26 protein-coding genes and 2 tRNA genes are annotated in these 22,622 nt (G+C 60.8%); 16 read left to right on the top strand and 12 right to left on the bottom strand.

Features of this window, described 5'->3' with window-relative positions; translation table 11 throughout:
- From EOM25_06455 to EOM25_06490, 8 genes are all read left to right on the top strand, one after another.
- Window positions 1-267 (top strand): phosphomethylpyrimidine synthase (locus EOM25_06455; GenBank protein ID NCC24825.1); only part of this gene is annotated, 267 nt, incomplete at its 5' end.
- The gene (locus EOM25_06460; GenBank protein NCC24826.1) at window positions 231-617 is read left to right on the top strand and encodes a hypothetical protein; all 387 of its coding nucleotides are present in this window, start codon (window positions 231-233) and stop codon (window positions 615-617) included. The genes EOM25_06455 and EOM25_06460, both read left to right, overlap by 37 nt.
- Window positions 618-645: 28 nt before the next feature.
- Complete coding sequence (locus EOM25_06465) at window positions 646-1,194, top strand: N-acetyltransferase (GenBank protein NCC24827.1); 549 nt, start codon at window positions 646-648, stop codon at window positions 1,192-1,194.
- 127 nt (window positions 1,195-1,321) lie between these two features.
- Window positions 1,322-1,765, top strand: coding sequence for a flagellar export protein FliJ (gene fliJ, locus EOM25_06470; GenBank protein ID NCC24828.1), 444 nt, complete (start codon window positions 1,322-1,324; stop codon window positions 1,763-1,765).
- The gene (locus EOM25_06475; GenBank protein NCC24829.1) at window positions 1,725-2,333 is read left to right on the top strand and encodes a DUF3552 domain-containing protein; all 609 of its coding nucleotides are present in this window, start codon (window positions 1,725-1,727) and stop codon (window positions 2,331-2,333) included. The genes fliJ and EOM25_06475 overlap by 41 nt, the downstream gene beginning before the upstream one ends.
- Window positions 2,330-3,097 carry a tRNA pseudouridine(38-40) synthase TruA gene (truA, locus tag EOM25_06480; GenBank protein NCC24830.1) on the top strand — a complete coding sequence of 256 codons (768 nt, stop codon included), beginning with the start codon at window positions 2,330-2,332 and terminating at the stop codon, window positions 3,095-3,097. The genes EOM25_06475 and truA overlap by 4 nt, the downstream gene beginning before the upstream one ends.
- 137 nt (window positions 3,098-3,234) lie before the next feature.
- Window positions 3,235-3,621: a hypothetical protein gene (locus EOM25_06485; GenBank protein ID NCC24831.1), complete on the top strand. Its 387-nt coding sequence runs from the start codon at window positions 3,235-3,237 to the stop codon at window positions 3,619-3,621.
- A gap of 55 nt (window positions 3,622-3,676) precedes the next feature.
- Window positions 3,677-3,949, top strand: coding sequence for a hypothetical protein (locus tag EOM25_06490; GenBank protein ID NCC24832.1), 273 nt, complete (start codon window positions 3,677-3,679; stop codon window positions 3,947-3,949).
- Window positions 3,950-4,029: 80 nt separating this feature from the next.
- Here the strand turns inward: EOM25_06490 and EOM25_06495 are convergent, their stop codons facing one another.
- The 4 genes from EOM25_06495 to EOM25_06510 are packed head-to-tail and all read right to left on the bottom strand — an operon-like array spanning window position 4,030 to window position 8,472.
- On the bottom strand, window positions 4,030-5,199 hold the full coding sequence (locus tag EOM25_06495; GenBank protein NCC24833.1) for a methionine adenosyltransferase: 1,170 nt from the start codon (window positions 5,197-5,199) through the stop codon (window positions 4,030-4,032).
- Window positions 5,200-5,219: 20 nt separating this feature from the next.
- On the bottom strand, window positions 5,220-6,077 hold the full coding sequence (locus tag EOM25_06500; protein NCC24834.1) for a pantoate--beta-alanine ligase: 858 nt from the start codon (window positions 6,075-6,077) through the stop codon (window positions 5,220-5,222).
- 15 nt (window positions 6,078-6,092) lie between these two features.
- Window positions 6,093-7,511 carry an adenosylhomocysteinase gene (locus EOM25_06505; GenBank protein ID NCC24835.1) on the bottom strand — a complete coding sequence of 473 codons (1,419 nt, stop codon included), beginning with the start codon at window positions 7,509-7,511 and terminating at the stop codon, window positions 6,093-6,095.
- Window positions 7,512-7,554: 43 nt separating this feature from the next.
- Window positions 7,555-8,472: a methyltransferase domain-containing protein gene (locus EOM25_06510; GenBank protein ID NCC24836.1), complete on the bottom strand. Its 918-nt coding sequence runs from the start codon at window positions 8,470-8,472 to the stop codon at window positions 7,555-7,557.
- Between the two features lie 142 nt (window positions 8,473-8,614).
- On the opposite strand from EOM25_06510, the gene EOM25_06515 reads away from it, so the two are divergent.
- The 7 genes from EOM25_06515 (at window position 8,615) to EOM25_06545 (ending at window position 12,230) form a co-directional block, all read left to right on the top strand.
- Window positions 8,615-9,133, top strand: coding sequence for a DUF721 domain-containing protein (locus EOM25_06515; protein ID NCC24837.1), 519 nt, complete (start codon window positions 8,615-8,617; stop codon window positions 9,131-9,133).
- Window positions 9,130-9,465 (top strand): hypothetical protein, encoded by a 336-nt coding sequence (locus tag EOM25_06520; protein NCC24838.1) that lies wholly within the window; start codon window positions 9,130-9,132, stop codon window positions 9,463-9,465. The genes EOM25_06515 and EOM25_06520 overlap by 4 nt, the downstream gene beginning before the upstream one ends.
- 61 nt (window positions 9,466-9,526) lie before the next feature.
- A tRNA-Gln gene (locus EOM25_06525) sits at window positions 9,527-9,600 on the top strand.
- An 8-nt stretch (window positions 9,601-9,608) separates the two neighbouring features.
- Window positions 9,609-9,686 (top strand) — tRNA-Glu (locus tag EOM25_06530).
- A gap of 143 nt (window positions 9,687-9,829) precedes the next feature.
- Window positions 9,830-10,048 (top strand): translation initiation factor IF-1, encoded by a 219-nt coding sequence (locus EOM25_06535; GenBank protein ID NCC24839.1) that lies wholly within the window; start codon window positions 9,830-9,832, stop codon window positions 10,046-10,048.
- 15 nt (window positions 10,049-10,063) lie between these two features.
- Window positions 10,064-10,924 carry a PHP domain-containing protein gene (locus EOM25_06540; GenBank protein ID NCC24840.1) on the top strand — a complete coding sequence of 287 codons (861 nt, stop codon included), beginning with the start codon at window positions 10,064-10,066 and terminating at the stop codon, window positions 10,922-10,924.
- A gap of 7 nt (window positions 10,925-10,931) precedes the next feature.
- Window positions 10,932-12,230 (top strand): U32 family peptidase, encoded by a 1,299-nt coding sequence (locus EOM25_06545; GenBank protein NCC24841.1) that lies wholly within the window; start codon window positions 10,932-10,934, stop codon window positions 12,228-12,230.
- On the opposite strand, the gene EOM25_06550 is transcribed toward EOM25_06545, so the two are convergent.
- The 7 genes from EOM25_06550 to EOM25_06580 form a co-directional block, all read right to left on the bottom strand.
- Entirely contained in the window at window positions 12,221-12,463 is a 243-nt protein-coding gene (locus EOM25_06550) for a hypothetical protein (protein ID NCC24842.1), read from the bottom strand. The two genes, EOM25_06545 and EOM25_06550, sit on opposite strands and share 10 nt — an antisense overlap.
- Window positions 12,447-12,908 carry a ribosome silencing factor gene (gene rsfS / locus EOM25_06555; GenBank protein ID NCC24843.1) on the bottom strand — a complete coding sequence of 154 codons (462 nt, stop codon included), beginning with the start codon at window positions 12,906-12,908 and terminating at the stop codon, window positions 12,447-12,449. The genes EOM25_06550 and rsfS overlap by 17 nt, the downstream gene beginning before the upstream one ends.
- Window positions 12,883-14,724: a DNA ligase gene (locus EOM25_06560; GenBank protein NCC24844.1), complete on the bottom strand. Its 1,842-nt coding sequence runs from the start codon at window positions 14,722-14,724 to the stop codon at window positions 12,883-12,885. The genes rsfS and EOM25_06560 overlap by 26 nt, the downstream gene beginning before the upstream one ends.
- A 4-nt stretch (window positions 14,725-14,728) precedes the next feature.
- The gene (metG, locus tag EOM25_06565) at window positions 14,729-16,666 is read right to left on the bottom strand and encodes a methionine--tRNA ligase (protein NCC24845.1); all 1,938 of its coding nucleotides are present in this window, start codon (window positions 16,664-16,666) and stop codon (window positions 14,729-14,731) included.
- Window positions 16,667-16,692: 26 nt separating this feature from the next.
- Window positions 16,693-17,859, bottom strand: coding sequence for a hypothetical protein (locus EOM25_06570; GenBank protein NCC24846.1), 1,167 nt, complete (start codon window positions 17,857-17,859; stop codon window positions 16,693-16,695).
- An 82-nt stretch (window positions 17,860-17,941) separates the two neighbouring features.
- Window positions 17,942-19,378 (bottom strand): NADPH-dependent glutamate synthase, encoded by a 1,437-nt coding sequence (gltA, locus tag EOM25_06575; GenBank protein NCC24847.1) that lies wholly within the window; start codon window positions 19,376-19,378, stop codon window positions 17,942-17,944.
- A complete protein-coding gene (locus EOM25_06580; protein NCC24848.1) occupies window positions 19,353-20,207 on the bottom strand; it encodes a sulfide/dihydroorotate dehydrogenase-like FAD/NAD-binding protein in 855 nt (284 codons plus the stop codon). The genes gltA and EOM25_06580 overlap by 26 nt, the downstream gene beginning before the upstream one ends.
- A 154-nt stretch (window positions 20,208-20,361) precedes the next feature.
- Between EOM25_06580 and EOM25_06585 the strand changes: the two genes are divergently transcribed.
- Entirely contained in the window at window positions 20,362-20,751 is a 390-nt protein-coding gene (locus tag EOM25_06585; GenBank protein NCC24849.1) for a hypothetical protein, read from the top strand.
- A gap of 18 nt (window positions 20,752-20,769) precedes the next feature.
- On the opposite strand, the gene alaS is transcribed toward EOM25_06585, so the two are convergent.
- Window positions 20,770-22,622 (bottom strand): alanine--tRNA ligase (gene alaS, locus EOM25_06590; GenBank protein NCC24850.1); only part of this gene is annotated, 1,853 nt, incomplete at its 5' end.

The raw sequence follows: 22,622 nt of genomic DNA on the forward strand, positions 1-22,622 counted from the left end.
CATCTAACCCTGCCTAGTGTGGAAGATGTGGCCGCCGGAGTCCGGGCCTCGGTCATCGCCGCCGAGAGCGGAGAGCTGGCACTGGGCCGGCCTTGGGCCGTAGAGCGGAGCCGATCCATGTCCCGGGCTAGACGGGAGCTCGATTGGGAGACCATGACCAGACTGGCCGTGGACCCGGACATGGTCGCCGCCCGACGTCAGGAGCACAGTAAGCGCGAGGAATGCGCCATGTGTGGCGAGTTCTGCGCCGTGAAGATGATGCGCTGACCATGTTCGGATTCGTCCGTTCGGCCAAGGACAAAACCCTGGCCCTTGTTCTGGAAAAGATATGTCACCGCCATCTTCGGGAGTACACCGATATGCTCGAAATCCGTCTTGATTCCGACCGCAGAACCCTGGTCGTCCAGGCCCTCCTCAAAGGCGAAAAGGAACCCGTTGAAATACGGGCCGAGGGCTACACCATAGAGGCCCGGGGCCAAGGGGGAGGAACCATCCGCTTCGACCGGGTCCGGGCCTCCCGGGAATGGCTCGACGCCGTAGTGGACCAGTACCTGAGTGGCCGGTCGTTTCCCCTGCCGCCCGATCTCCCGGTGGCCCTGCTCGAAAAACTGGTCTGAGCGCCCTCATTCAAGGGAACAAAGTGCAATGAACCCGAATATCATCATTCGAGGCGAGACCATGGCAGACTTGGACTCCATTGCCGAGGTGACCAAGGCCGCGTTCGAGACCCTGAAAATCAGCCGTCACACCGAGCACCTCATCATTGAGGCCCTTCGGACCGCCAAGGCCCTTACCGTCTCTCTGGTCGCCGAACTGGATGGCCGCATCGTTGGCCACATCGCCTTTTCTCCGGTGACCATATCCGACGGCTCCCGAGGCTGGTACGGGCTGGGGCCGGTTTCAGTCCTGCCCGGATTCCAACGTCAGGGCATCGGTGAAAGGCTCGTCCGGGAAGGAGTGTCGCGCCTTAAAGGCATGGAAGCCAAGGGCTGCTGCCTCGTGGGCCATCCTGAGTACTACCGGCGGCTCGGCTTTGAAAACGTTCCTGGGCTGGGCATTGAGGGTGTCCCCCAAGAGGTCTTCTTCGGCCTGTCGTTCGATGGCCGCATACCTCAGGGCCAAGTAGCCTTCCACGAAGGCTTTAAGGCCGAAGGGCCGCCACCTCATCAGGCCGCCCCTTTGCAGGACGCATGAACTTTGTCTGTCTAGCTGCCCACTGCGGGCGGCGGGGGAGTGGCCGCAACGAAACCCATAATGCTACGGACGCGTGGCACGCTTTGTGTATTGCCTTCCGCAGACCACGAACGACGAGGAGTCCGTCATGCCCCGTCCCTTTCAATTCCGCCTCGAAAAAGTCCTTGAATACCGTCGTCAGCTGGAGGAAACGGCCCAGCAAGTCCTGGCTCGGGCCCGCATGGATGAGGCCCGCCAGGAGGCCCGCCTCAGGGATTTGACCATCAGTCTCGAAGAGGGGGAAAAACGGCTTGCCTCCCAGTCCCGGCTGACTGCCGGGGACATTTGGCTCTGGCGCAATTACCGGACCAGGCTTCTGGACGAAATCCGCGAGGCCGAGGCCAGGTTGATCCAGATGGCCAGAATCGCCGAAAAACGGCGCCTCGAGGTGCTCAAGGCGTCCAAGGACAAGAAACTCCTCGAAAAACTCAAGGAAAAACAGGCAAAACGCCATGAGTGGGATCAACTGCACCGGGAACAGGAAGCCTTCGATGAAATGGCCACCATTCGTTTCTCGCATCAATCCCTGTAAGGTTTGGCGAGGCCTCGTCGCTCTGGCCGCAGTCAAGACCGTTCTGACCATAGCCGCAGCACTGAGCCTGCTGATCCCGACCCCCGACCCAGTCCCCCAGGCGTTCGGGCCCCGCCAAGCCACGGCCCAGGAGACTGCCGAGACTCCGGCCGAACCCGAAGCCGAAACCCGAACCGGGGATCCAACCCCGGTTTCGGCCCTTTTGCAGGAGCTTCGTCAGCGCGAAATGGCCCTGGACCGCCGGGAACAGGACCTCAAAGCCCTGGAATCTCGGGTCGACCGACGCATGGCAGAACTCCGCCAGATGGAGGCCTCCATCAAAAAAATGCTCGAAGAGGCCGATTCGGTCAAAAACGAGCGTATCCGCCATCTGGTCGGGGTCTACAGCAACATGAAGCCCAAGGAGGCGGCCAAGGTCATCGAGACCCTGGACCAGGACATTGCTGTCAAGATTCTGTCGGGCATGCAGGGCCGGATCGCAGGAGAAATCTTGTCTTTTGTCGAGACCCGAAAGGCTGCGGCTCTGACCGAGCAACTGACCAATCTCCAGGTGCCCTTCGCCAAGTGAGCCGAATCAAGATTGTCCTGGCCTATGTAGGCACCGGGTTCAACGGCTGGCAGATCCAGGCCGGCGGAAGGACCGTCCAAGGAGTAGTCGAGACCTGCCTGGCCCGACTCTGTGCGGACCGGATCCGGGTCCACGGTTCGGGCCGTACCGATAGCGGGGTCCACGCCCTGGGCCAAGTGGCCCATTTCGACCCTCCCGCCGAGCGATTCCATATTCCCTGGCAGCGGGCCTTGAACTCCGTTTTGCCTCCGGACATCTCCGTGATCCATTCCGAAACCGTAAACGATTCCTTTCACGCCCGATTCTCAGCCACGGCCAAGGAGTATTCCTACACGCTCTGGCTGGAACCGGACTTTGTCCTGCCCCAGCGAATGCCCTTTGTCTGGGCCGTCGGCCCTCTCGACGTCAATGCTATGGACGCGGCATCCAAATATCTGATAGGCGAGCACGATTTCTCCGCATTCCAGAATGTCGGAACCACGGTCTCCAGCACCCACCGGACCATTCACGCTCTGGACATTGATACCGGTCCCTCGGACCGGGAACTCGTTCTCCGATTCCGGGCTGACGGATTCCTCAAACAGATGGTCCGAAATCTCGTCGGACTCCTCCACGACGTGGGCCGTGGACGTACCAACCTCGATCGAGCCCGATCCATCCTGAAATCCGGCGACCGCGCCTTGGGCCCTGCCACCGCCCCAGCCAGGGGCCTCTGCCTGGAACGAGTCTTCTACCCGGAAGACGAGATCCCCATACGCCCATGACCGGCATCCCCAGCCCTGTATATCCCAGCCCTGTTGACAGTTCCCATCCATCAGAGAATATTCTGCGAACGTCGTTCAATGATGCGTCCCCGGAGATTATTCCCACAGGCTCCGCAACCGTCTTGCAGGAGAAAGAAATCATGAAAAGACGTCTGATCCCTCTGGTCCTCGTCGTCCTTCTGCTCACACCCGCCCTGGCCCTGGCCCTAAGCGAGGAAACCTTCAAAGTCGATACCACGGCCGATCTAGTCGGCCTCTGTTCGGCTCCGGTCAGCAACCCCCTGCACAAAGGGGCGCACAACTTCTGCCTTGGATTTCTTGAGGGTGCCTACCACTACCACGTGGTGGCCAACATGGGCCCTTCAGGTCGCCGTCTGGTCTGCCTCCCCGATTCGGCTCCCCGGCGGGACGCCGTGGCCTCCCGCTTTGTCGAATGGGCCGGGCAGCACCCCGAATATCTCTCCGAGGAGCCCGTGGACTCGTGGTTCAGATTCCTTATCGAAACCTACCCATGCCCCGAATAGAACCCATTCCGGAATTCCGGTCATCATTTTAAGCCGGGAAAAAAAGGAGGCTGCCATGAAAAAAGCATTGATCGCCATCGCCCTGGCCGGATTTCTGGCTGTGGCCGGTTGCGCTGGAATGAGCCAGACCGAGCAGCGAACTCTGAGCGGAGGGGCCATTGGCGCGGCTGGAGGGGCACTGGTCGGAGCCATCGCTGGCGACACGGGTCTGGGCGTCGCCATCGGAACCGCTCTCGGAGCCGGAAGTGGATTTCTCTACGGCAAGCACGAGGAGTCCAGACAGCAGGCCTATGAACAGGGATATCAGGCCGGGCGTTCTAGCCAATAATCTTTTTCTGGCGCTTATAAGGATAAAGGCCCGAAGGATTCGTTTCCTCCGGGCCTTTCGTATTGAAGTGATGCCCGCGTTTAAATCTTGGCCGCTGTGCGCAGATCGTCCACGGCGTCGGTCTTCTCCCAGGTAAACTCCGGCCGTTCCCGGCCGAAATGCCCGTAGCAGGAAGCCTTCAGGTAGATGGGCCGCAACAGGTCCAGACGCTTCAGAATGTGGTAGGGCCGCAGATCAAAAACCTCGAGAACGGCTTTGGTCAAAACCTCATCCGGGACCTGGCCCGTGCCCATACCGGTGACCAGCACGGAAACCGGTTCGGCCACGCCAATGGCGTAGGCGATCTGGACTTCGCAGCGCTCGGCCAGCCCGGAAGCAACGACATTCTTGGCCAAATACCGGGCCATGTAGGCCCCGGACCGGTCCACCTTGGACGGGTCTTTGCCCGAAAAGGCCCCACCGCCGTGGTTGCCCATGCCCCCGTAGGTGTCCTGAATGATCTTGCGGCCTGTCAGGCCGCAGTCGCCCATGGGCCCGCCGATGACGAACCGGCCGGTGGTGTTCACGTAGTACTTGGTGTCATTGCCCAACATCTCGGCAGGCAATACTTTCTTGACCACCTCGTCGATGATGGCCTCGCGGAGATCCTGATAGGCGATCTCCTCGTCGTGCTGGGCGGCGACGACCACATGAGTCACCCGGGTCGGCACCCCGTTGAGATACTCGAAGCAGACCTCGGTCTTGCCGTCGGGCCGCAGGAAATCGAGGATCTTCTGCTTGCGGACATATGTCAGTCGGCGGGACAGCTTGTGGGCGTAGTAGATGGGCGCGGGCATGAGGGTCTCGGTCTCCTTGCAGGCGAACCCGAACATCATGCCCTGGTCTCCGGCCCCCTGTTCCTCGGCACTCTGCCGATTCACCCCCTGGGCGATGTCTGGGGACTGCTTGTCGATGGAGGATAGCACGGCGCAGGTGTCGGCGTCGAAGCCCATCTCAGAACTGGTGTACCCGATCTCGCGCACGGTTCTACGAACGATCTCCGGCAGGTCGGCGTATGCCGTGGTGCTGATCTCCCCGGCGATGAAGGCCAGGCCGGTGGTCACCAGAGTTTCGCAGGCCACACGGGCGGTTGGGTCCTGGCCGATAATGCAATCCAGGACCGCGTCGGAAATCTGGTCGGCCACCTTGTCCGGATGGCCTTCGGTCACCGACTCGGAGGTGAAGAGATACCTTTTAGATGTGACGTTCATTTTCTTTACTCCTCGTTTGTTCACCGGTCCTCGCCGAACCGGATGTTGTCGATCAGTCTGGTCCGGCCGAGAAAAAGAGCCACAGCCAGAACCGTTGTATCGTCCACCCTGTCCACGGGCTCGATGCTCGACCCATCCACGCAGGACGCGTAGTCTAGGCGGGACCCGGGCAGGTGTTTCTCGTAGTAGGCCGTCAGTCTGGCCTCGATCTCGACGGCCGAGTCCAAACTCTGCTTGCGGTAGAGTTCCCTGGCCATGACCAATCCGGTCTGCACGTACGGAGCCAGACGCTGCTCGTCCGGAGATAAATAGGCATTCCGGGAACTCATGGCCAGGCCGTCGGCCTCGCGGACGATGGGATGACCAACGATCTCCACCGGAATGTTCAGGTCCCGGACCATCCGCCGGATGACTGCCAACTGCTGCCAGTCCTTCTCCCCGAACACGGCCGCATGAGGCAGGCAGATCCAGAAGAGTTTGGCCACCACCGTGGCCACTCCCCGGAAATGGCCAGGTCGTGAGGCCCCGCACAAATGCTTGGATACCCCGGCCACCTCGATCCAGGTCGAGTGGTCCGGGGCGTACATCTCGGCGGAATCCGGACAGAACATAACGTCGGCCCCGTTCTCCGCGGCCAGGACCGCGTCCTTTTCCGGGTCCCTGGGATAGGCCGCCAGGTCCTCGCCCGGTCCGAACTGGGTCGGATTGACGAACAGGGAAACCACCACCCGGTCGGCCAGTTTTCCGGCCTGCCGGATCAAAGCCAGATGTCCGTCATGGAAAAAGCCCATGGTCGGCACAAGGCCGATCCGGAGTCCCTCGGATCTCCAGGCCAGGCAGCGACGCTGCATCTTCTCCGCCCTGCGAATCGTTTCCATGCCCGAATTCCTGTCCTAGTATCGATAGTGGTCGGGCTTGTAGGGCCCTTCGACGTCCACCCCGATGTAGGAGGCCTGCTCCGGGGTGAGTGTGTCCAATTCCACACCCAGACGGCCCAGATGGAGTCGGGCCACCTCCTCGTCCAGGCGCTTGGGCAGGACCATAACCTCGCGCGGATGGTCCTTGGCGGCCAGTTCCATCTGGGCCAGGACCTGGTTGGTGAAGCTGTTGCTCATGACAAAGCTCGGATGCCCGGTAGCGCAACCCAGATTGACCAGCCGCCCCTCGGCCAGAACGATGATGGACCGGCCGGATCCGAGAATCCACTTGTCCACCTGGGGCTTGATGGTCACCTTGCGGCAGGCCGGGCTCGTCTCCAGGTAGTGCATGTCGATCTCGCTGTCGAAATGGCCGATATTGCAAAGGATGGCCTCGTTGCGCATCATCTCCATGTGCCGCCCGGCAATGACCTTGTAGTTGCCCGTGGCCGTGACCAGGATGTCCGCCTGGGGTGCGGCCTTGTCCATGGTCGTCACCTCATACCCCTCCATGGCCGCCTGCAAGGCGCAAATGGGGTCGATCTCGGTCACCAGCACCCTGGCCCCCAGACCGCGCATGGCGTCGGCGCAGCCCTTGCCAACATCCCCGTACCCGGCCACCACGACCACCTTGCCGGCGATCATCACGTCCGTGGCCCGCTTGATCCCGTCGGCCAAAGACTCGCGGCACCCGTAGAGGTTGTCGAACTTGGACTTGGTCACCGAGTCGTTGACGTTGAAGGCCGGGAAGAGGAGGTCGCCTTTTTTCTGCATCTGGTAGAGCCGGTGGACCCCTGTGGTCGTCTCCTCGGACACGCCCCGGATCTTGGCCGCCATCCGGCCCCATTTGCCCGGATCGATCTTCAGGGATGCTGCCAACCGACCCATGACCCAACCCATTTCGCCCTCGTATGTGACATTGGCCAAGGCCGGGTCCTGTTCCATCCGTACTCCCTGGTGAACGAGCAGGGTGGCGTCACCGCCGTCATCAACGATCAGGTCCGGACCCGAGCCGTCGGGCCAGGTCAGGGCCTGCTCCGTGCACCACCAATAATCTTCCAGGGTCTCTCCCTTCCAGGCGAAAACCCGGGCCAGACCCTCCTTGGCCACGACTGCGGCGGCGTGGTCCTGGGTGGAGAAGATGTTGCAGGATGCCCAGCGCAGATCCGCACCCAGTTCCTTCAGCGTCTCGATGAGCATGGCCGTCTGGATGGTCATGTGCAGACTGCCCATGATCTTCATCCCGGCCAGGGGCTTGGCCTCCCCGTACTTCTCCCGCAGGGCCATGAGTCCGGGCATCTCGTTTTGGGCCAGATCCATCTCCTTGCGACCCCACTCGGCCAATCCGATGTCCGCGACCCTGTATTCCAGGTTAGGTTCCAGTGGTTTGGTCATTGTCTCTCCTTGCAATGCTGTGGCCCGAATCGTCGGACCGTTATCAATTCGATTTTCGTCGGGCCGTGAAAATCATGATCACCAGCCCGTTGTTCACTTCCATCCGTTCCGGGTCCTCTGCCTTGAACCCGGCCTGCTCGAGCCAGGTCCGGATCTCATCGCCGGAAAAACCCAGCCAGCGATCATGGAATCTGGTCCGCAAGGCCTCGTCCCTATGCCTCTCGAAATCAATAAGCACGAACCGGCCCCCTTCGGCCATTACCCGGGCCACTTCTCGGATCACCGTTAGAGGATCGTCCAGATGGTGAAGGACCAGACTCATAACCGCGCAGCCCACCTCACCGTCGCGCAGGGGCAGATGCTCCAGATCCCCAATACGCAGGCTGACCCCCGGATGGGAACCCAGAACCTGCCCGGCCCGCTCCAGCATTCGGGGCGAACTGTCCACCCCGATGAGAAGGGGACAATGGCCCGTCAACCGCTTCAGGATGGTGCCCGGTCCGCATCCCAGATCCACCAGGGATCTGCACCCGCTTGCCAACTCGGCCACCCGTCCGGCCAGATCGAAATCCCCGAGAACCTCGCGGTTCAACTGCTCCCACCGGGCCGCGGCCTGATCGAAAAAGCTCCGGGCCTGCTCCCTCCTGGAGGCCACCACAGCCTCGGCCCGGGACAAATCTTCCCGAACCTGCTCTTCCCGATCGAAAAATGGGCGCAGAGCCTCGACGAACAGCCCGGCCGAGCCTTCGCGGGCCACCCGGTAGAAGACCCATTGACCGTCTTTGCGCCAGTCCACCAGCCCTGCCCCGGCTAGGATTTTCAAATGGCGGGAAACCCGAGGCTGGGAACATTCCATGACCTGAACGATCTCGCCCACGTTCAGTTCATGCCTGGCCAGCAGGCCAAGGAGCCGGACCCGGGTCTCGTCACCCAGGGCCTTGGCCATCTCAGACAGGCTCATTCAATATCCTTACGCCTTAATATCTGCATATTCGAATATATCAATAGCGATCATCTGGCATGGTTGTCAATACCATAAATCGAATTGAAAATCGCTGCCCTGATGTTGACGCTCAACCCTTCAGCCGTCTATCATAAAGCCCATGTCGCTGACTTCAGCCTCGTCCGTCCTCTCCAATGTTCTGTCCCGCCTTGACGGGCAGGACCGGGCCTCCCTGTCTCCCCTGTGGAAAAATTGGACGGAAGTTCTCGGCCCCGGTCTGTCCGACCTAGCCAAACCGCTAGGGCACTCGCACACGACCCTCATCGTCGGAGCGGACGACGGCATGGTTCTCAACGAACTGACCTACATGTCTCCGGAAATACTGGATCGGGTCAATGCGTTTTTCGGTGACCGACGCTTTGACAAAGTCAAAGTCGAACTGCTACATGGCAAAACCCCATTGAACGAGATCCGGATCGATTCACCGGACTGTAGGATCATTCATACCCGTCCCCCGAACCTGCGCGCTCTTCCGGAAACCATTCCCGAAGACTCCTTGGCGGCCCGGGCCTACCACAAGTACAAGGCCCTCTTCGACCGCCTGGATACCTCTCGGAAAATGGACCTCGAAGGGGCCCGACCGGGGAGCCGAACAGAAACCGACAAGGAGCATTCATGACCGAACTGAACGTGACCCTGAAAAAACCTCTGGAAAAAATGACGGCCAAGGAACTCAAAGCCCTGGCCATGGACCAGATCCCCCAGATCACCGGCGCCTCCGGCATGGAAAAGGAGGCCCTCCTGGCCGCCATCAAGGAGGCCCTGGGCATCGTCGACGACGAGAACAAGATCAACCCGTACAAGTCCCGCATCCACCAGATCAAGAAGGATATCCGGGAACTCAAGGTCTCCAAGGACGGGCTCGGACCCGAGGCCAAAGCTCAGCGGGACGCCCTGCGCAAAAAGATCAAAGGCCTCAAGAAGACCACCCGCCGTCTAGCTTCGGCATAGACGCTGGCAAAAAAAGGCTTGACAGCCCCGACAAGGGTGCATTACGAACTTCCACTCTTGCTGGGGGATCGTCTAGCGGCAGGACTACGGACTCTGACTCCGTCAACCTAGGTTCAAATCCTAGTCCCCCAGCCAGGCCAAGCGTCCCCATCGTCTAGCCCGGTCCAGGACCCCAGATTTTCATTCTGGTTACAGGAGTTCAAATCTCCTTGGGGACGCCAAAAGCACGCAAGCCTGAAGCGGGAAACCCTTCAGGCTTTTTTTTCGCCCGGCATTGACCGGCCCTACGTTGACTTTGGACCGTCGGGTCCGTAAGTATCCGGCTTTGGAAATCCCGTTTTGAAACCGCAAGCAAGGATCGTGTATGGCCAAGGAAGAAGCCATCGAAGTTGAAGGGACCGTCGAAGAGGCCCTGCCCAACGCGATGTTTTTGATTCTGCTCGAAAATGGACACAAAGTTCTCGGGCACATCTCCGGAAAGATGCGCAAGTACTACATCCGCATCCTCCCCGGCGACAAGGTAAAGGTCGAACTGTCCCCCTATGATCTGACCAGGGGCCGCATCACATACCGCTACAAGTAGCTCCTTACCCCGGGCATGGCCGACATCGACCTTCACACCCACTCCACGGCCTCCGATGGAACTCTCCCACCAGGCAAACTGATCCGCGAGGCCGCCCGCCAGGGCCTCAAGGCCATCGCCCTGACCGACCATGACACCACTGCTGGCCTAGGGGAAGCCCTCCGGGTCGCTCACGAACTGGGCATGGAACTCATTCCCGGGGTGGAATTGAGTGTCGACTTTTCTCCGGGCTTCATGCATCTTCTCGGCCTCTGGCTGGCCCCCGAGGCCCCCAAACTGAACGCCGTTCTTGCCGATCTCCGCCATAAACGAGACACCCGCAACGAGCGCATAGTCTCTCGCCTCAACGAACTTGGCATCGACATCACCTACGACGAGGTTCGGGAACTGGCCGGAGAAGGCTCTGTCGGCCGACCCCACCTGGCCCAGATTCTCGTCCGCAAGGGAGTCGTGTCCTCGGTCAACCAGGCCTTTGCCGAATTCCTGGGCAGCACCGGCCGGGCCTACATCCCCAAGGAAAAGCTGACCCCGGAGCGGGCCGTGGAGGTCCTGCTCGAGGAAGGGGCCACCGTGATCCTGGCCCATCCGTACTCCCTCTACCAGACCCCCGAGGAAGAGGAAATGACCATGGTTCGCCTGAAAAATCTTGGCATGACCGGCATTGAGGCCTACTACTCCCTCCACGATAAGAAGACTACGAAACGCTACCTATCTCTGGCCAAGCGCCACGGGCTTCTGCCCACCTCGGGGTCCGACTTCCACGGCTACGTCAAGCCCGACATCTCTCTCGGCGTCGGCCAGGGCAACCTGACCGGCCCCTACGCCCTGCTCCAGGCCCTCAAGGACCACCGCACCGCCCAGGGACTACCCTGCTGACTTGACCATGCCCGCCCTGCCCGAACTCCTGGCCCCTGCCGGGGATATGGAAAAACTTCGGACTGCCCTGGCCTACGGAGCCGATGCCGTCTATCTGGCCATGGGGTCCCTCAGCCTGCGCTCCAAGGCCGGCTTCTCTCCCCAAGAACTTCCAGCGGCCCTGAACCTAGCCCATGCCCACGGCAGGCGCGTCTATCTCTGTCTAAACATCCTGGCTCGGGAGGAGCATCTTGTTCGGGCCGAAACGATCCTGACCGACCTGGCCTCGCTTTCTCTGGACGGCCTGATCATCGCCGATCCGGCTCTCCTCGATCTAGCCCTTGACCGTCTTCCCGGCGTCCCCATTCATCTGAGCACCCAGGCCGGGGCTTCCAACTCCGGAAGCGTCCGGTTCTGGTCCCGCCAGGGATGTGCCAGGGTCAACTTAGCACGGGAACTCTCCCACCAGGATATCCGGGCCGCAGCCCGAGCCTGCCCGGACATGGAACTCGAAGTTTTTGTCCACGGCGCTATGTGCATGGCCGTTTCCGGACGGTGTCTCATGAGCGCCCACCTCAACGACAGACCGGCAAACCTCGGCCTCTGCGCTCACCCGTGCCGCTATGAATACCGGCCCGTCTCTCTGTCTCTGGAAGAACGGGAGCGGACCGGAAGGGTCACTTGGGAGGTCGAGTGCGATCCCCCCTTCGCCAAGGTCATGAGTCCTGACGACCTCTGCCTCCTGCCCTATTTGCGCTGGTTCTGGAAGACCGGAATCCGGGCCTTGAAGATCGAGGGTCGGATGAAAAGCTCCCTCTACCTTGCCCTGGTCGTCGGAGCCTACCGGGCTGGCCTGGACGCCCTGGCCAAAGACAGATTCCGGCCTGATCCTCTCATGGCCGTCCTGGCCCGGGCCACGACCCGCTCCCTGGGCACCGGGTTCTTTCTGAACCGACAAAGAATCTTCTGCGGCCCGCGGCCGAGGCGGGACACAGGACCCGTCCTGGCCCGAATCATTGAACGACTGGGACCGGATTCCTGGTTGGTGGAAGCGAAGCAGGCATGGAACTCGGATCAGGACTTCGAAGTCCTGAAACCTGATCTCGAACCGGCCCCGATTCCGGCCAGATGCTACAGATTGGAGGATGAAGAAGGCATGGGACAGACCAAGGTCCATCCCGGCTGGATCGGAATCCTGCGGACCGAGCGACCCGAACCGCAGGAAGATCTTTTTCTGGTCACATCACAACCTTGGGCGCGACCATCCGACGACACAGTACGTGTCCAGCCGAATCCCAACGTTCATAAACACTGCGCTCAGAGATAATCCTGGTCCACACAGGCTCGACCCTCGTCGGTCATGACCTTGAGAAAACGGAGATTCAATCCATCCACTGGGGCTCCCGGGAAGCTCCGATGGCAGCCGTCGCACCTAATCATGCATGATTCGGTAGGGGCCAGGATCGGAACCTTATGTCCGCAGAATGGACAGGGATAGATAAAAATGATCTCCATCTTTTCGGGCCGCACAGGACCCACGGGCCTAGTCATCGAGGTCAGCTCCAGGCTGGTCACTATCATCCGGGGCAAGATCAACACTCCTTGCCCGAGAGTAAAGGCCCTCAAGATTGAACTGTTCCCGGATCTGATCCAGGAAGACATGGACCATGACGTCATTCAGATCGACCAAAATCCAGTTTCCGGTGGCCTGCCCCTCCATGCCCAGATAGTCCTGCCCGACCTCGGCCACCTTCTCCACAAACCACTCGGCCAGGGATCTTCCCTGGCGGACGCTCTGGACCGAGGCGATGAGCACTCCCTCGGTCACCCCGGACACCTTTCGGACATCCAGGGCCACAACCTGCCGGGCCCTGCGTTCACGCATCCACCCGGCCATGGTCTGCAACTTTTCATCCAGCGGCAAATCCCGAAAGGGAATCGTATCCACCCGCACCTCGTCATGCCTCGTGGGCATGTGTCTATGCCGGTTGCCCGGCAATTTCATCCCGGTACTCGGCCTCGGCGAGAATCCTGACGCCGAGCCTACGGGCCTTATCCATCTTGGCAGGACCGACCTTGTCCCCACAGACCAGGATGTCGGTCTTTTTGCTCACCGCACTCTGAACCATAGCTCCCATGGCCCTGGCCTCCTGTTCCATTTCTTCCCGGCTCTTGGCCATCTTGCCTGTGAAGACCACGGCCTTTCCGGCCAGGGGCCCGATCTGCGCCGACTCTCCGGTCAGCGGTGTGGGCAAAAGCCTGAACCCCAGTCCCGTCAGATGGGCCAGAAGTTTTTGTCTCTCCCGAAGGCCGCGGACAATACTCTGGCTAGTGATGGGCCCGAATCCTGAAATGCCCAGCACGTCGCTTTCCTCCAATCTTTCCAGCTCGGTCAGCGTAACCCGGGCCAACAGTTTACGACTGTCGCCCGGACCAAGATCGGGGATTCCCAAAGCGGCCAGAAACCGCCAGTCCTCCACAGGCTTAGTCCGGCTGATCTCCAGAGCCCGAATCAGATTGGCCGTCTGCACAGGCCCAAACCCGAGATCGAGGAAATCCTTCTCGGTCATGGCATAAACCTTGGGTAGGCTATCGTAGCCCCCGGCCACCATCCGGGCCACGGCCTTGGGTCCGAACCAGTCCGCCGTGCCCAGGGTCTTGAACCAGTGTTCGATACCCTGCCCGACCTGGGCCGGACACTGGGCATTGGGACAGACCAGGAAAATTCCCGCCTCCGAGAGAGCCGAGCCGCAGGATGGGCAGAACTCGGGAATTCGGCAATCATCCGAGGGTTCCAGAACGAATTCCAGTTTGGGAATGACCTCCCCGCTGCGGACAATCTCGACCCTGGCTCCGACTCCGGCCCTCTGACTTTTGAGCAAATCCGGGTTGTGGGCCGTCACCCGCCGGATGGTCGCCCCGCTCAGGGCCACCGGTTCCACCAAGAGGACCGGGGTAACCTTGCCGGTCCGGCCAGTGTTCCACTCGATGTCAAGAACTCGGGTCTCGGCCGTCTCCCCCTTGCGCTTGACCGCGATCTGCCAGCGGTAATGGTGGGAAGTCGCCCCCATGTGAACCCGGACGTCCTCGTCTACGACCTCCACGACCATCCCGTCCAGGGCGTAGTCCACCTGACCGGCCAGGTCGGCACCCACCTCGTCCATACGCCTCAGCAGCTCCTCCCCGGTCCCGGCCCAGAAGGGCAACGACGCGTAGGGTACAAAACGCACCGCCCCGTCCTCCAAGGCCTCCCTCGCCGCGTCGTTGACCGTATCAGAAGACACGATGCCCACGACCAGATTCCGGGGATGGACGAATGCCTCGGCCATGTGCTCGTCAAAATACGACTTGGAGATGACCATCTCTCCGGGCCCCTGACCGCGGCCGCCCACGGCCACCATGCCCTTGTCAAAGACCTGACTGACCTCGTACCCCACGACCCCGTTGCCCCTGGTGGCGAATGAGGTGCCGTAGTCCATGCCGGCCAGGCCGTCGAGTTTGGGCCGGACCCGAAATTGGACCTCGGCCGCGCCGATCTCGGTCGCCTCCTTTTCCACCCGGGCCACGAACCGGGCCAGATCCTCGGCCGTGTAGGCCTTCTCCATGGACAGCATGGCCGCCGGATGGCGAATTTCGGCCCGGCCCTCGAAACGCTCGGGCTCCACCCAGTGCAGAAATGGATGATCCGGGGCCAGGGAACGCAGCCGCTCCACGAGAAGATCGTAGGCCTCGTCGCTCAGCAGGGGCTCACCCTGGCGGTAGGCCTCGTTGTATCTGGTCAGGTCGCGAACCAGGGCCAGAACATCGGCCGAGACGGACATGGGATCAGGAAACCTTGCTTCCGGCCGAAACCTCGGATGACGGTCCCAGAAGAGCCATGCCGGATTCAGTCTTCACGGCCAGGACCATGCCTCTGGACTCCTGCCCCATGAGTTTGCGGGGCTTGAGATTGGCCACGACCACGACCTGGCGGCCCTTGATCGCTTCCGGAGTCCAATGGTCGGCCAGCCCAGCCACGATGGGCCTTGGCTCCGTCTCACCAAGGTCCACCAACAGGGACAGGAGGCGATCGGCCTTGGGCACCGGGAGGGCCGACACCACGGTCCCCACCCGAAGATCAATCTGCTGAAATTCGGAGAATTCGATGAAATCGCTCTGGATGGGAGAAAATTGGACGGCCTGGGCGGACTTGGGGCCGGAGTGTTCCTTGCCCTTGACCGGCTCGGGCTTTTCCAGCTCCCGTCTGGGAAAAACATTGGATCTGTCGGCTACTTCTGATCCGACCAACATGACCTGCCAGTCCTCGAGTTCACCGGCCAGATCTATCTGTTTCAAATCCAAAATTACGCCAAGCTGGCCGAGCATGGTCTTTGATGCCTCGGGCATGACCGGCCAGAGGTGCAGGGCAATCTTGCGCATGCCCTCCAGAAGAAGTCGAAGGACCGTGCCCAGACGTCTTGTGTCGCCGACTTTGTGCAGCTGCCACGGAGCCGACTGATCCACGTACTTGTTGAGGGCCCGGACGAAATCCCAGAGCCCATCCAGCCCCAGGGAAGGCTGAAACTCCCCGAAATGCTCTTGGAATCGACGCAGCCTCTGCCGCCCCAGGGCCACGACCTCGGCCTCGACCTCGCCCATGGGTCCGGCATCGGGCACCGTGCCCCCGAAATATTTGTGGGTCATGGTCAGAACCCGGCTAAACAGATTCCCGAGATCGTTGGCTAGATCCGAGTTCAGGCGCTGGACCAGGGCCTCTTCGGAAAATGAGGCGTCGGACCCAAACTGCATCTCCCGAAGCAGGAAATACCTGAAGGAATCGACCCCGTACTTCTCGGCCATCCCCAAAGGTTCGACCACGTTGCCAAGGCTCTTGGACATCTTGGTCTCGGCCACGGTCCAGTATCCGTGGACCCGCAGACCCTTGTACAGAGGAATTCCGGCGGCCATGAGCATGGTCGGCCAGAACACGGCGTGAGGCTTCAGAATATCCTTGGCCACCAGATGCCTGGCCCCAGGCCAAAACTGGGCAAAGGTCTTTCCGTCGGGCCAGTCCAGAGCCGAGATGTAGTTGATCAGGGCATCGAACCAGACATAGGTCACAAATCGGTCATCAAATGGCAGTTCCACCCCCCAGGTCAGCCGGGACTTGGGCCTGGAGATGCAGAGATCTCCGAGATCCTCTCGCAAAAGCCCCAGAACCTCGTTCCGGTAGCGTTCTGGTCTGATAAAATCCGGGTTTCGCTCCACATGTTCCCTAAGTCGATCAAGATAGGCGCTCATCCGGAAAAAATAATTCTGCTCGCGAATGAATTCCGGTTTGGTCTTGTGGTCAGGGCACAGGCCGTCCACAAGTTCCTTCTCGGTATAGAACCGTTCGCACCCGAAGCAGTAGTGGCCGCCATACTCGTCAAAATAGATGTCGCCACGGTCAAAGACCCGCTGCAGAACGGCCTGGACCACCTTCTTGTGGCTGTCCTCGGTGGTCCGTATGAACCGATCCGGCCGGGCGTCGAGCCTCGGCCACAGGTCGCGGAACAAGCCGCTGATCTGATCGGCGTATTCCTGAGGACTCTGGCCCCCGGCCTCGGCGGCCTTGACAATCTTGTCTCCGTGCTCATCTGTCCCAGTGAGAAAAAAGACCTCTTCCCCGGCCAGACGGTGAAACCTGGAGACCGCATCGGCCACGATGGTCGTGTAGGCGTGTCCCAAATGCGGCCTGGCATTGACGTAGTAGATGGGCGTGGACAGAAAAAAATGCTCCACTCGTGCGTTTCCTCCAGAAGATTCCGTCAATTGGTTTCCTGCGCCTGAGCCTTGCCTCCGCCGGGCTTGGCCTTGGCCGAACGCTTTCTCTTCCTGCGTTTCTTCTTGGGCTTGGACTTGGGCTCCTCGGACTTCGGGGCCGCCGACTCATGAGGCTTGGACTCGGCCGGACGCTCCTGCTCTTCGGCCGAACCTCTGCCGGGCTGAGAAACTCCTTTTTGCCGATCTTTTTCCGGTCTGGTCGGCCGGACCTTCCGCTCCCCGGCCTCCTCTTTGGAAGCCGTTTCTTCAGGGCTGTGGAATAAAGGCACGAAATCCGGGCCGGCACCGAGGTCTCCTGAACCGTTTGGGCCGGGTCGACCGGTCTCCTTGGGCTCAATGACCGTCTTCCCGTCCAAAAAGTCCTGCCACTCCTCCAAAGGAACCTCCATCTCCCGATTGTCCTCGGTCATGACGCTGATGGAATTCCGGAACAGGTTTCCCCTGAGGGTCTTGACCCGTCCCAAGGGCGAGGAGAACTTTCGCCCCATTTTCGGCAGACGGCCCTGGAAATCAGCGTAGTTGTCCTTTTCGTAGGCCAGGCAGCAGAGCAGGCGCCCGCATACCCCAGAAATCTTGGCCGGATTGAGGAACAGATTCTGATCCTTGGCCATTTTGATGGTTACCGGGTCGAAGGTCCGCAAAAACTGCCGACAGCAGCAGACCTGGCCACAATTCCCAAGCCCACCGAGCATCTGGGTCTCGTGACGGACCCCGATCTGGCGGAGTTCTATCCTGGTCCGGTAGGCCCGAACCAGTTCCTTGACCAGTTCCCGAAAATCGATCCGGCCCGGGGCCGTGAAGGAAAAGACCATCTTGGCCCGGTCAAAGAGGACCTCCACATCCACAAGCTTCATGTCCAGGGCCATGTTCTCGACGCACTCCCTGCAGAAGGAGCGCGCCTCCTTGGCCAGACGCTCGTTCTCGGCCTGGACGCGAAAATCATCCTCCGTGGCGATGCGATAGACGGAGCCCTGGGTACGGGCCTTGGATCCTTGGGTCTCCTCCGGCACGACCATATGGACCCGACCCATGGTCAGGCCGTCCCCGGTCTGGGCCAAGACATGGTCTCCCGGGGCCAGGACAAAAGCCCCGGCCGACAGAAAAAAAATAGGCCCGTGCCTGCGGAACTTCACTCCAACAGTCTGTGACATGACTCCTGCCAATCTCGAACAGAGGCGAGAAAGCTGAAAAGTTTGATGAAAAAAATCAACGGAACAGGGAATGTCGTCCGGATCATTCCCGGATCGGAACCTCCGTGGCCCCGAGAAGTCTCGCGGCCACAACTTTGGCCGCCCGACGACCAGCTCCCATGGCCATGACCACCGTGGCCGATCCAGTGACGATATCTCCCCCGGCAAACACATTGGGCAAGGACGTCTCACCGGTCTCGGGGTCTGCCACGATATAGCCTCGTCTGTTCAATTCGAGTCCAGGAGTATTCCGGGTCAGAACGGGATTCGATCCCGTTCCAACGGCGATGACTGCCATGTCGATCTCCAGAGACTCGGTCTGCCCTTCCAGACAGACAGGCCGACATCTCCCGCTCTCGTCCGGTTCACCAAGGCACATCTTCTGCAGACGCACCCCAGTCAGACGGCCCTGGTCGTCGCCCGAAAACTCCAATGGACCGCACAGGCAGACCAGTTCGACCCGTTCCTCCACTGCGTGTTCCAGCTCCTCGAGTCTCGCCGGCATCTCGTCCCTGGTCCGGCGATAGACAATAAAGACCTTGTCCGCACCAAGACGGAGTGCCGTCCGTGCCGAGTCCATGGCCACGTTGCCGCCGCCGAACACGGCCACTCTCCGCCCTCTGGTCACCGGGGTGTCATACTCCGGGAACCGGTAGCCCTTCATGAGATTCACCCGGGTCAGATACTCATTGGCCGAATAGACGCCGATCAGGTTCTCTCCGGGTACGCCCAAAAACCGGGGCAGTCCGGCCCCCACTCCGACAAACACGGCCTTGAAGCCTTGGTTCAAGAGTTCCTGAACTCCCACGGTTCGACCGACAACTGCATTGGTCTCAAAAGACACGCCCTGGGCCTCAAGCTGTTCCACCTCCAATGCCACGATGGACTTGGGTAGCCGGAATTCTGGGATGCCGTAGACGAGCACCCCGCCGACCTCGTGCATGGCCTCGAAGACCGTGACCGGAATTCCCCGGGTCGCAAGATAGCCCGCAAAGGTCAGGCTGGCCGGTCCGGAACCCACGGCCGCCACCCGGAGATCCTCCTGGGGCAGGGGACATTCGTCACCGCCAGTCAAGGACTGACAAGCCGAGGAAGCGTAGTGGCTATCGGCCACAAACCTCTCCAGCCGACCAATGGCCACAGGTTCGTATTTCCGGCCCAGGGTGCAGGCCCCTTCGCACTGATTTTCCTGCGGACAAACCCGACCACAGACCGCCGGAAGGCTGTTGGTGGCCTTGATGGCCCGAAAGGCCTCGTCGAGCCGTCCCTCTGCGACTTCTCTGATGAACCCCCGGCAATCGACCTCAACGGGACAACCCGCCTGACACGTCGGTTTCTTGCATTGCAGGCATCGCCTGGCCTCGGTCTGGGCTTCGGCCAGGGTGTACCCCAAGGCCACCTCGTTAAAATTGTCCCTGCGGACCTCGGGGGCCTGCATGGACATGGACGTCCGCTTAGGAACGATGATCTTTTTGGCCATGACACTCACAGAATTCCCGGTAGGAAAGTTGCTCGTCCTCGCAAAAAGCCCGCAGCCTGCGTTTGAGTTCCAAAAAATCCACGCCATGGGCATCGAACTCGGGGCCGTCCACACAGGCGAAACGCACGGCCCCGTCCACGGTCACCCGGCAGGCTCCGCACATGCCAATGCCGTCGACCATGATCGGGTTCAAACTGACGATGGTTTTCACCCCGAATTCCTTGGTGGTCTTGGCCACGGCCTCCATCATCGGCACCGGGCCCACGGCCACCACTTCGCGAATCTCGGGATCCTCGGCCAGCCTACTCTTCAAAACATCGGTAACGAACCCCTTGTGCCCGGCCGAGCCGTCGTCCGTGGCCACCAAAATCTTGTGACAAAAGGAGGACAGTTCCGACTCGAAAAGCAAAAGATCCCTGCTCCTGGCCCCGATGACGGCCACGACCTCGTTGCCGGCCCGGGCATGGCCCTTGGCGATATGGTGCATGGCCGCGATACCCGTACCTCCGCCAACGCAGACCACTCTCCCAATCTTCTCAATAGCCGTTGGTTTGCCAAGAGGACCACAGAAATCGAGGATCATGTCCCCGGGGTTCAAGGTGTCTAGCAGGGCCGTAGTCTTGCCCAGAACCATGTAGACGATTTTGACCAGCCCGACTTCAGGGTCGGTGTCAGCAATAGTCAGGGGAATCCTTTCGCCTTTTTCTGACAGACGCAGGACCACAAAATTGCCCGGCAGGGCCTTGGCGGCCACGGCCGGGGCGTCCACGTCCATCTCCGTGACCCGGCCCGGAATGAGGATTTTCTTGTTCACGACGCGTGCTGACATAAACCTCAGCCCTCCCTCACGTTGTCTCGGCACCGATAGTGCCCGTAAAATTTTCTGCCCCGGTCCTTGTCAAGTGCTCGTCGACGGTATATGGGGAAAGCGTCGATGAAACTTCGGGCCTGAGGCCCGACAGACCATTGGGGTTTGACCGCGCATGCAGATCCAGGGCTTTTCCCAGGCCGACCTCTACACCAGTTCAGGACGCCTCTCGCCCAAGACGGAACCAATTCTTCCGGTGATTTCTAACGCCCGGGTCAGTTCCCGAAATTTCTCCCTGCGACTTGGTCCAGCCACCCTGGAATACTCGTCACAGAGACTGATCCCAGAACCCGAACCCGGCCCGTCCCTGACCGGCCTTCGCCGATCCTTTGCAGACGAACTGGGCCGCCAGATGACCTTCATGTCCCTGGCCCGGCCCGACTCCGGTTACGCCGGCCTGGACACCGGCCTGGGCCGATTGTCACCTACCCAGGCGGCTCGGCAATACCAGACCCAGACCACCAACTACCGCCCTCGCCCGACCATGATCAGCATCATGGCCTAGGCAACCGGCCCTAAAATCTCAGGACTTGGCACTCCCGGCCACCGTCTCTCGGACCCGAAGCAGTGCCCGTTCCAGCCCCAAAGTCTCGCTCCCTCCGGCCTGGGCCATGTCCGGCCGGCCTCCACCGCTGCCCCCGATCTCGGCCGCCGCGTCACGAATGAGGTCCGGAGCCGTGAACCGACCGTGTAGGTCGGGACTGACGAACAAAACCAGCATGGCCTTGTCGTCCATGACCGCCCCCAGACAGACGACTCCCGTCTGGATCCTGGACCGCAGATCGTCCATGAGCTTGCGCAGAGCACCCATGTTCGGGGACTCCACCCGACGCACCAGAACCTTGACACCGCGCACATCCTCCAATCCAGCCATGATGTCCTGGCCACTGCCGGAAACCAGCTTGTCCTGGAGCTGCTCGATTTCCTTGGCCAGTTTCCGGGCTTGAGCCTGGAGATCGCGGACCCTGAAGCCCAATTCGTCGGGCCTGGCCTTGAGAATCTGAGCCGCTTCCCGGGCCACGTCACGCATGGTCCGCCAATGATTCAAAGCCGTCCAGCCTGTGGCCGCCTCGATCCGGCGAACCCCCGATGCAATGCCGCCCTCGGACAGGATGCAGAAAGACCCGGCCTGTCCTGTGGACCGCAGATGCGTCCCTCCGCAAAGTTCCGTGGACTCGCCCTCGATCTCCACCACCCGGACCCTGTCCCCGTATTTTTCGCCGAACAGGGCTATGGCTCCCTTGGTCACAGCCTCGTCATAGGCCATCTCGTGCTGGCCGACCTCGGCATTGATTAGAATAGCCCGGTTGACCTCTTCTTCGACCGTGGAAATCTCCTCTTGGGTCATGGCTGCAATGTGGGTGAAGTCGAAACGCAGACGATCCGGCCCTACCAGGGATCCGGCCTGTTTGACGTGCTCGCCAAGGACCTTGCGTAGAGCCGCGTGCAAAAGATGGGTGCAGGTGTGATTGCGAGCCGTGGCCACCCGAAGCCCTTCCTCCACCACCAGCTCCACCTCACCGTCCAAAAGAATTTCCCCGTCCTGGACCTCGACCTTGTGTACAGTCAGAGTTGGAGATGGTTTAAGGGTCTCCGTGACCCTGGCCCGACCAACCTGGCCGATCATCTGGCCCGTGTCGCCCGCCTGGCCGCCGGATTCACCGTAGAACGGGGTCAAACCGGTGACCGTGTACCCGATCCGCCCCTTGGCCAAGGCCGCGACCGTCTCCCCGTTCTCGTCCATGAGGGCCACAATCCGGCCCACGGCCCGAAGAGCCTCGTAGCCCACGAACCTCGTCTCCAGCCCATCTTCCAAAAGTCTTGAAAACCGGCCGGCCAAATCCTTCTCTCCGGACCCGGACCAGGCTTCTTTGGACTGCTTTTTCTGTCGTCGCATGAATTCCTGGAACCCGGCCTCGTCCACGCTCATTCCCCGCTTCTCGGCCACGTCGTTGACGATGTCCAGAGGAAATCCAAAAGTGTCGTAGAGTTTAAAGGCCGTTTCCCCGTCGATGACCGTTCGGCCAGACCGCTCGGCCCCGAGCATTTCCTCCTCAAGGATAGCCAGGCCCTTGTCCAGGGTCCGGCTGAACTGCTCTTCTTCCTTGCGGACCACCCGGGCCATGAAATCCATGTTCTGGGATAGCTCAGGGTAGGCATCGCCCATTCGCCGACAGACCAGCAGACATTGTTCATGAAGGAAGGGTTCCTCCCGGCCGATGAGCCGGCCGAAACGGAAGGCCCGGCGGATGAGGCGGCGAAGGACGTAGCCTCGGCCTTCGTTGGAGGGAAGTACCCCGTCGGCGATGAGAAATGCAACGGCCCGGCTGTGATCGGCCACGACCCGCAATGCCGTGTCCGTTTCCTCGTCTTGGC

The sequence above is a fragment of the Deltaproteobacteria bacterium genome (assembly GCA_009929795.1).
Taxonomy (GTDB): Bacteria; Desulfobacterota; Desulfovibrionia; order Desulfovibrionales; family Desulfomicrobiaceae; genus RZZR01.

Excerpts from the sequence above, each read along its gene's own strand:
- gltA (NCC24847.1), bottom strand. The coding sequence starts at position 19,378 with ATGGCCAAAAAGATCATCGTTCCTAAGCGGACGTCCATGTCCATGCAG.
- EOM25_06580 (NCC24848.1), bottom strand. The coding sequence starts at position 20,207 with ATGTCAGCACGCGTCGTGAACAAGAAAATCCTCATTCCGGGCCGGGTC.
- EOM25_06475 (NCC24829.1), top strand. The coding sequence starts at position 1,725 with ATGAAATGGCCACCATTCGTTTCTCGCATCAATCCCTGTAAGGTTTGG.
- EOM25_06510 (NCC24836.1), bottom strand. The coding sequence starts at position 8,472 with ATGAGCCTGTCTGAGATGGCCAAGGCCCTGGGTGACGAGACCCGGGTC.
- EOM25_06465 (NCC24827.1), top strand. The coding sequence starts at position 646 with ATGAACCCGAATATCATCATTCGAGGCGAGACCATGGCAGACTTGGAC.
- fliJ (NCC24828.1), top strand. The coding sequence starts at position 1,322 with ATGCCCCGTCCCTTTCAATTCCGCCTCGAAAAAGTCCTTGAATACCGT.
- rsfS (NCC24843.1), bottom strand. The coding sequence starts at position 12,908 with ATGAAATTGCCGGGCAACCGGCATAGACACATGCCCACGAGGCATGAC.
- EOM25_06545 (NCC24841.1), top strand. The coding sequence starts at position 10,932 with ATGCCCGCCCTGCCCGAACTCCTGGCCCCTGCCGGGGATATGGAAAAA.
- EOM25_06560 (NCC24844.1), bottom strand. The coding sequence starts at position 14,724 with ATGTCCGTCTCGGCCGATGTTCTGGCCCTGGTTCGCGACCTGACCAGA.
- EOM25_06520 (NCC24838.1), top strand. The coding sequence starts at position 9,130 with ATGACCGAACTGAACGTGACCCTGAAAAAACCTCTGGAAAAAATGACG.
- EOM25_06490 (NCC24832.1), top strand. The coding sequence starts at position 3,677 with ATGAAAAAAGCATTGATCGCCATCGCCCTGGCCGGATTTCTGGCTGTG.
- EOM25_06585 (NCC24849.1), top strand. The coding sequence starts at position 20,362 with ATGCAGATCCAGGGCTTTTCCCAGGCCGACCTCTACACCAGTTCAGGA.
- EOM25_06540 (NCC24840.1), top strand. The coding sequence starts at position 10,064 with ATGGCCGACATCGACCTTCACACCCACTCCACGGCCTCCGATGGAACT.
- EOM25_06570 (NCC24846.1), bottom strand. The coding sequence starts at position 17,859 with ATGTCACAGACTGTTGGAGTGAAGTTCCGCAGGCACGGGCCTATTTTT.
- EOM25_06495 (NCC24833.1), bottom strand. The coding sequence starts at position 5,199 with ATGAACGTCACATCTAAAAGGTATCTCTTCACCTCCGAGTCGGTGACC.
- EOM25_06500 (NCC24834.1), bottom strand. The coding sequence starts at position 6,077 with ATGGAAACGATTCGCAGGGCGGAGAAGATGCAGCGTCGCTGCCTGGCC.
- EOM25_06505 (NCC24835.1), bottom strand. The coding sequence starts at position 7,511 with ATGACCAAACCACTGGAACCTAACCTGGAATACAGGGTCGCGGACATC.
- EOM25_06515 (NCC24837.1), top strand. The coding sequence starts at position 8,615 with ATGTCGCTGACTTCAGCCTCGTCCGTCCTCTCCAATGTTCTGTCCCGC.
- EOM25_06535 (NCC24839.1), top strand. The coding sequence starts at position 9,830 with ATGGCCAAGGAAGAAGCCATCGAAGTTGAAGGGACCGTCGAAGAGGCC.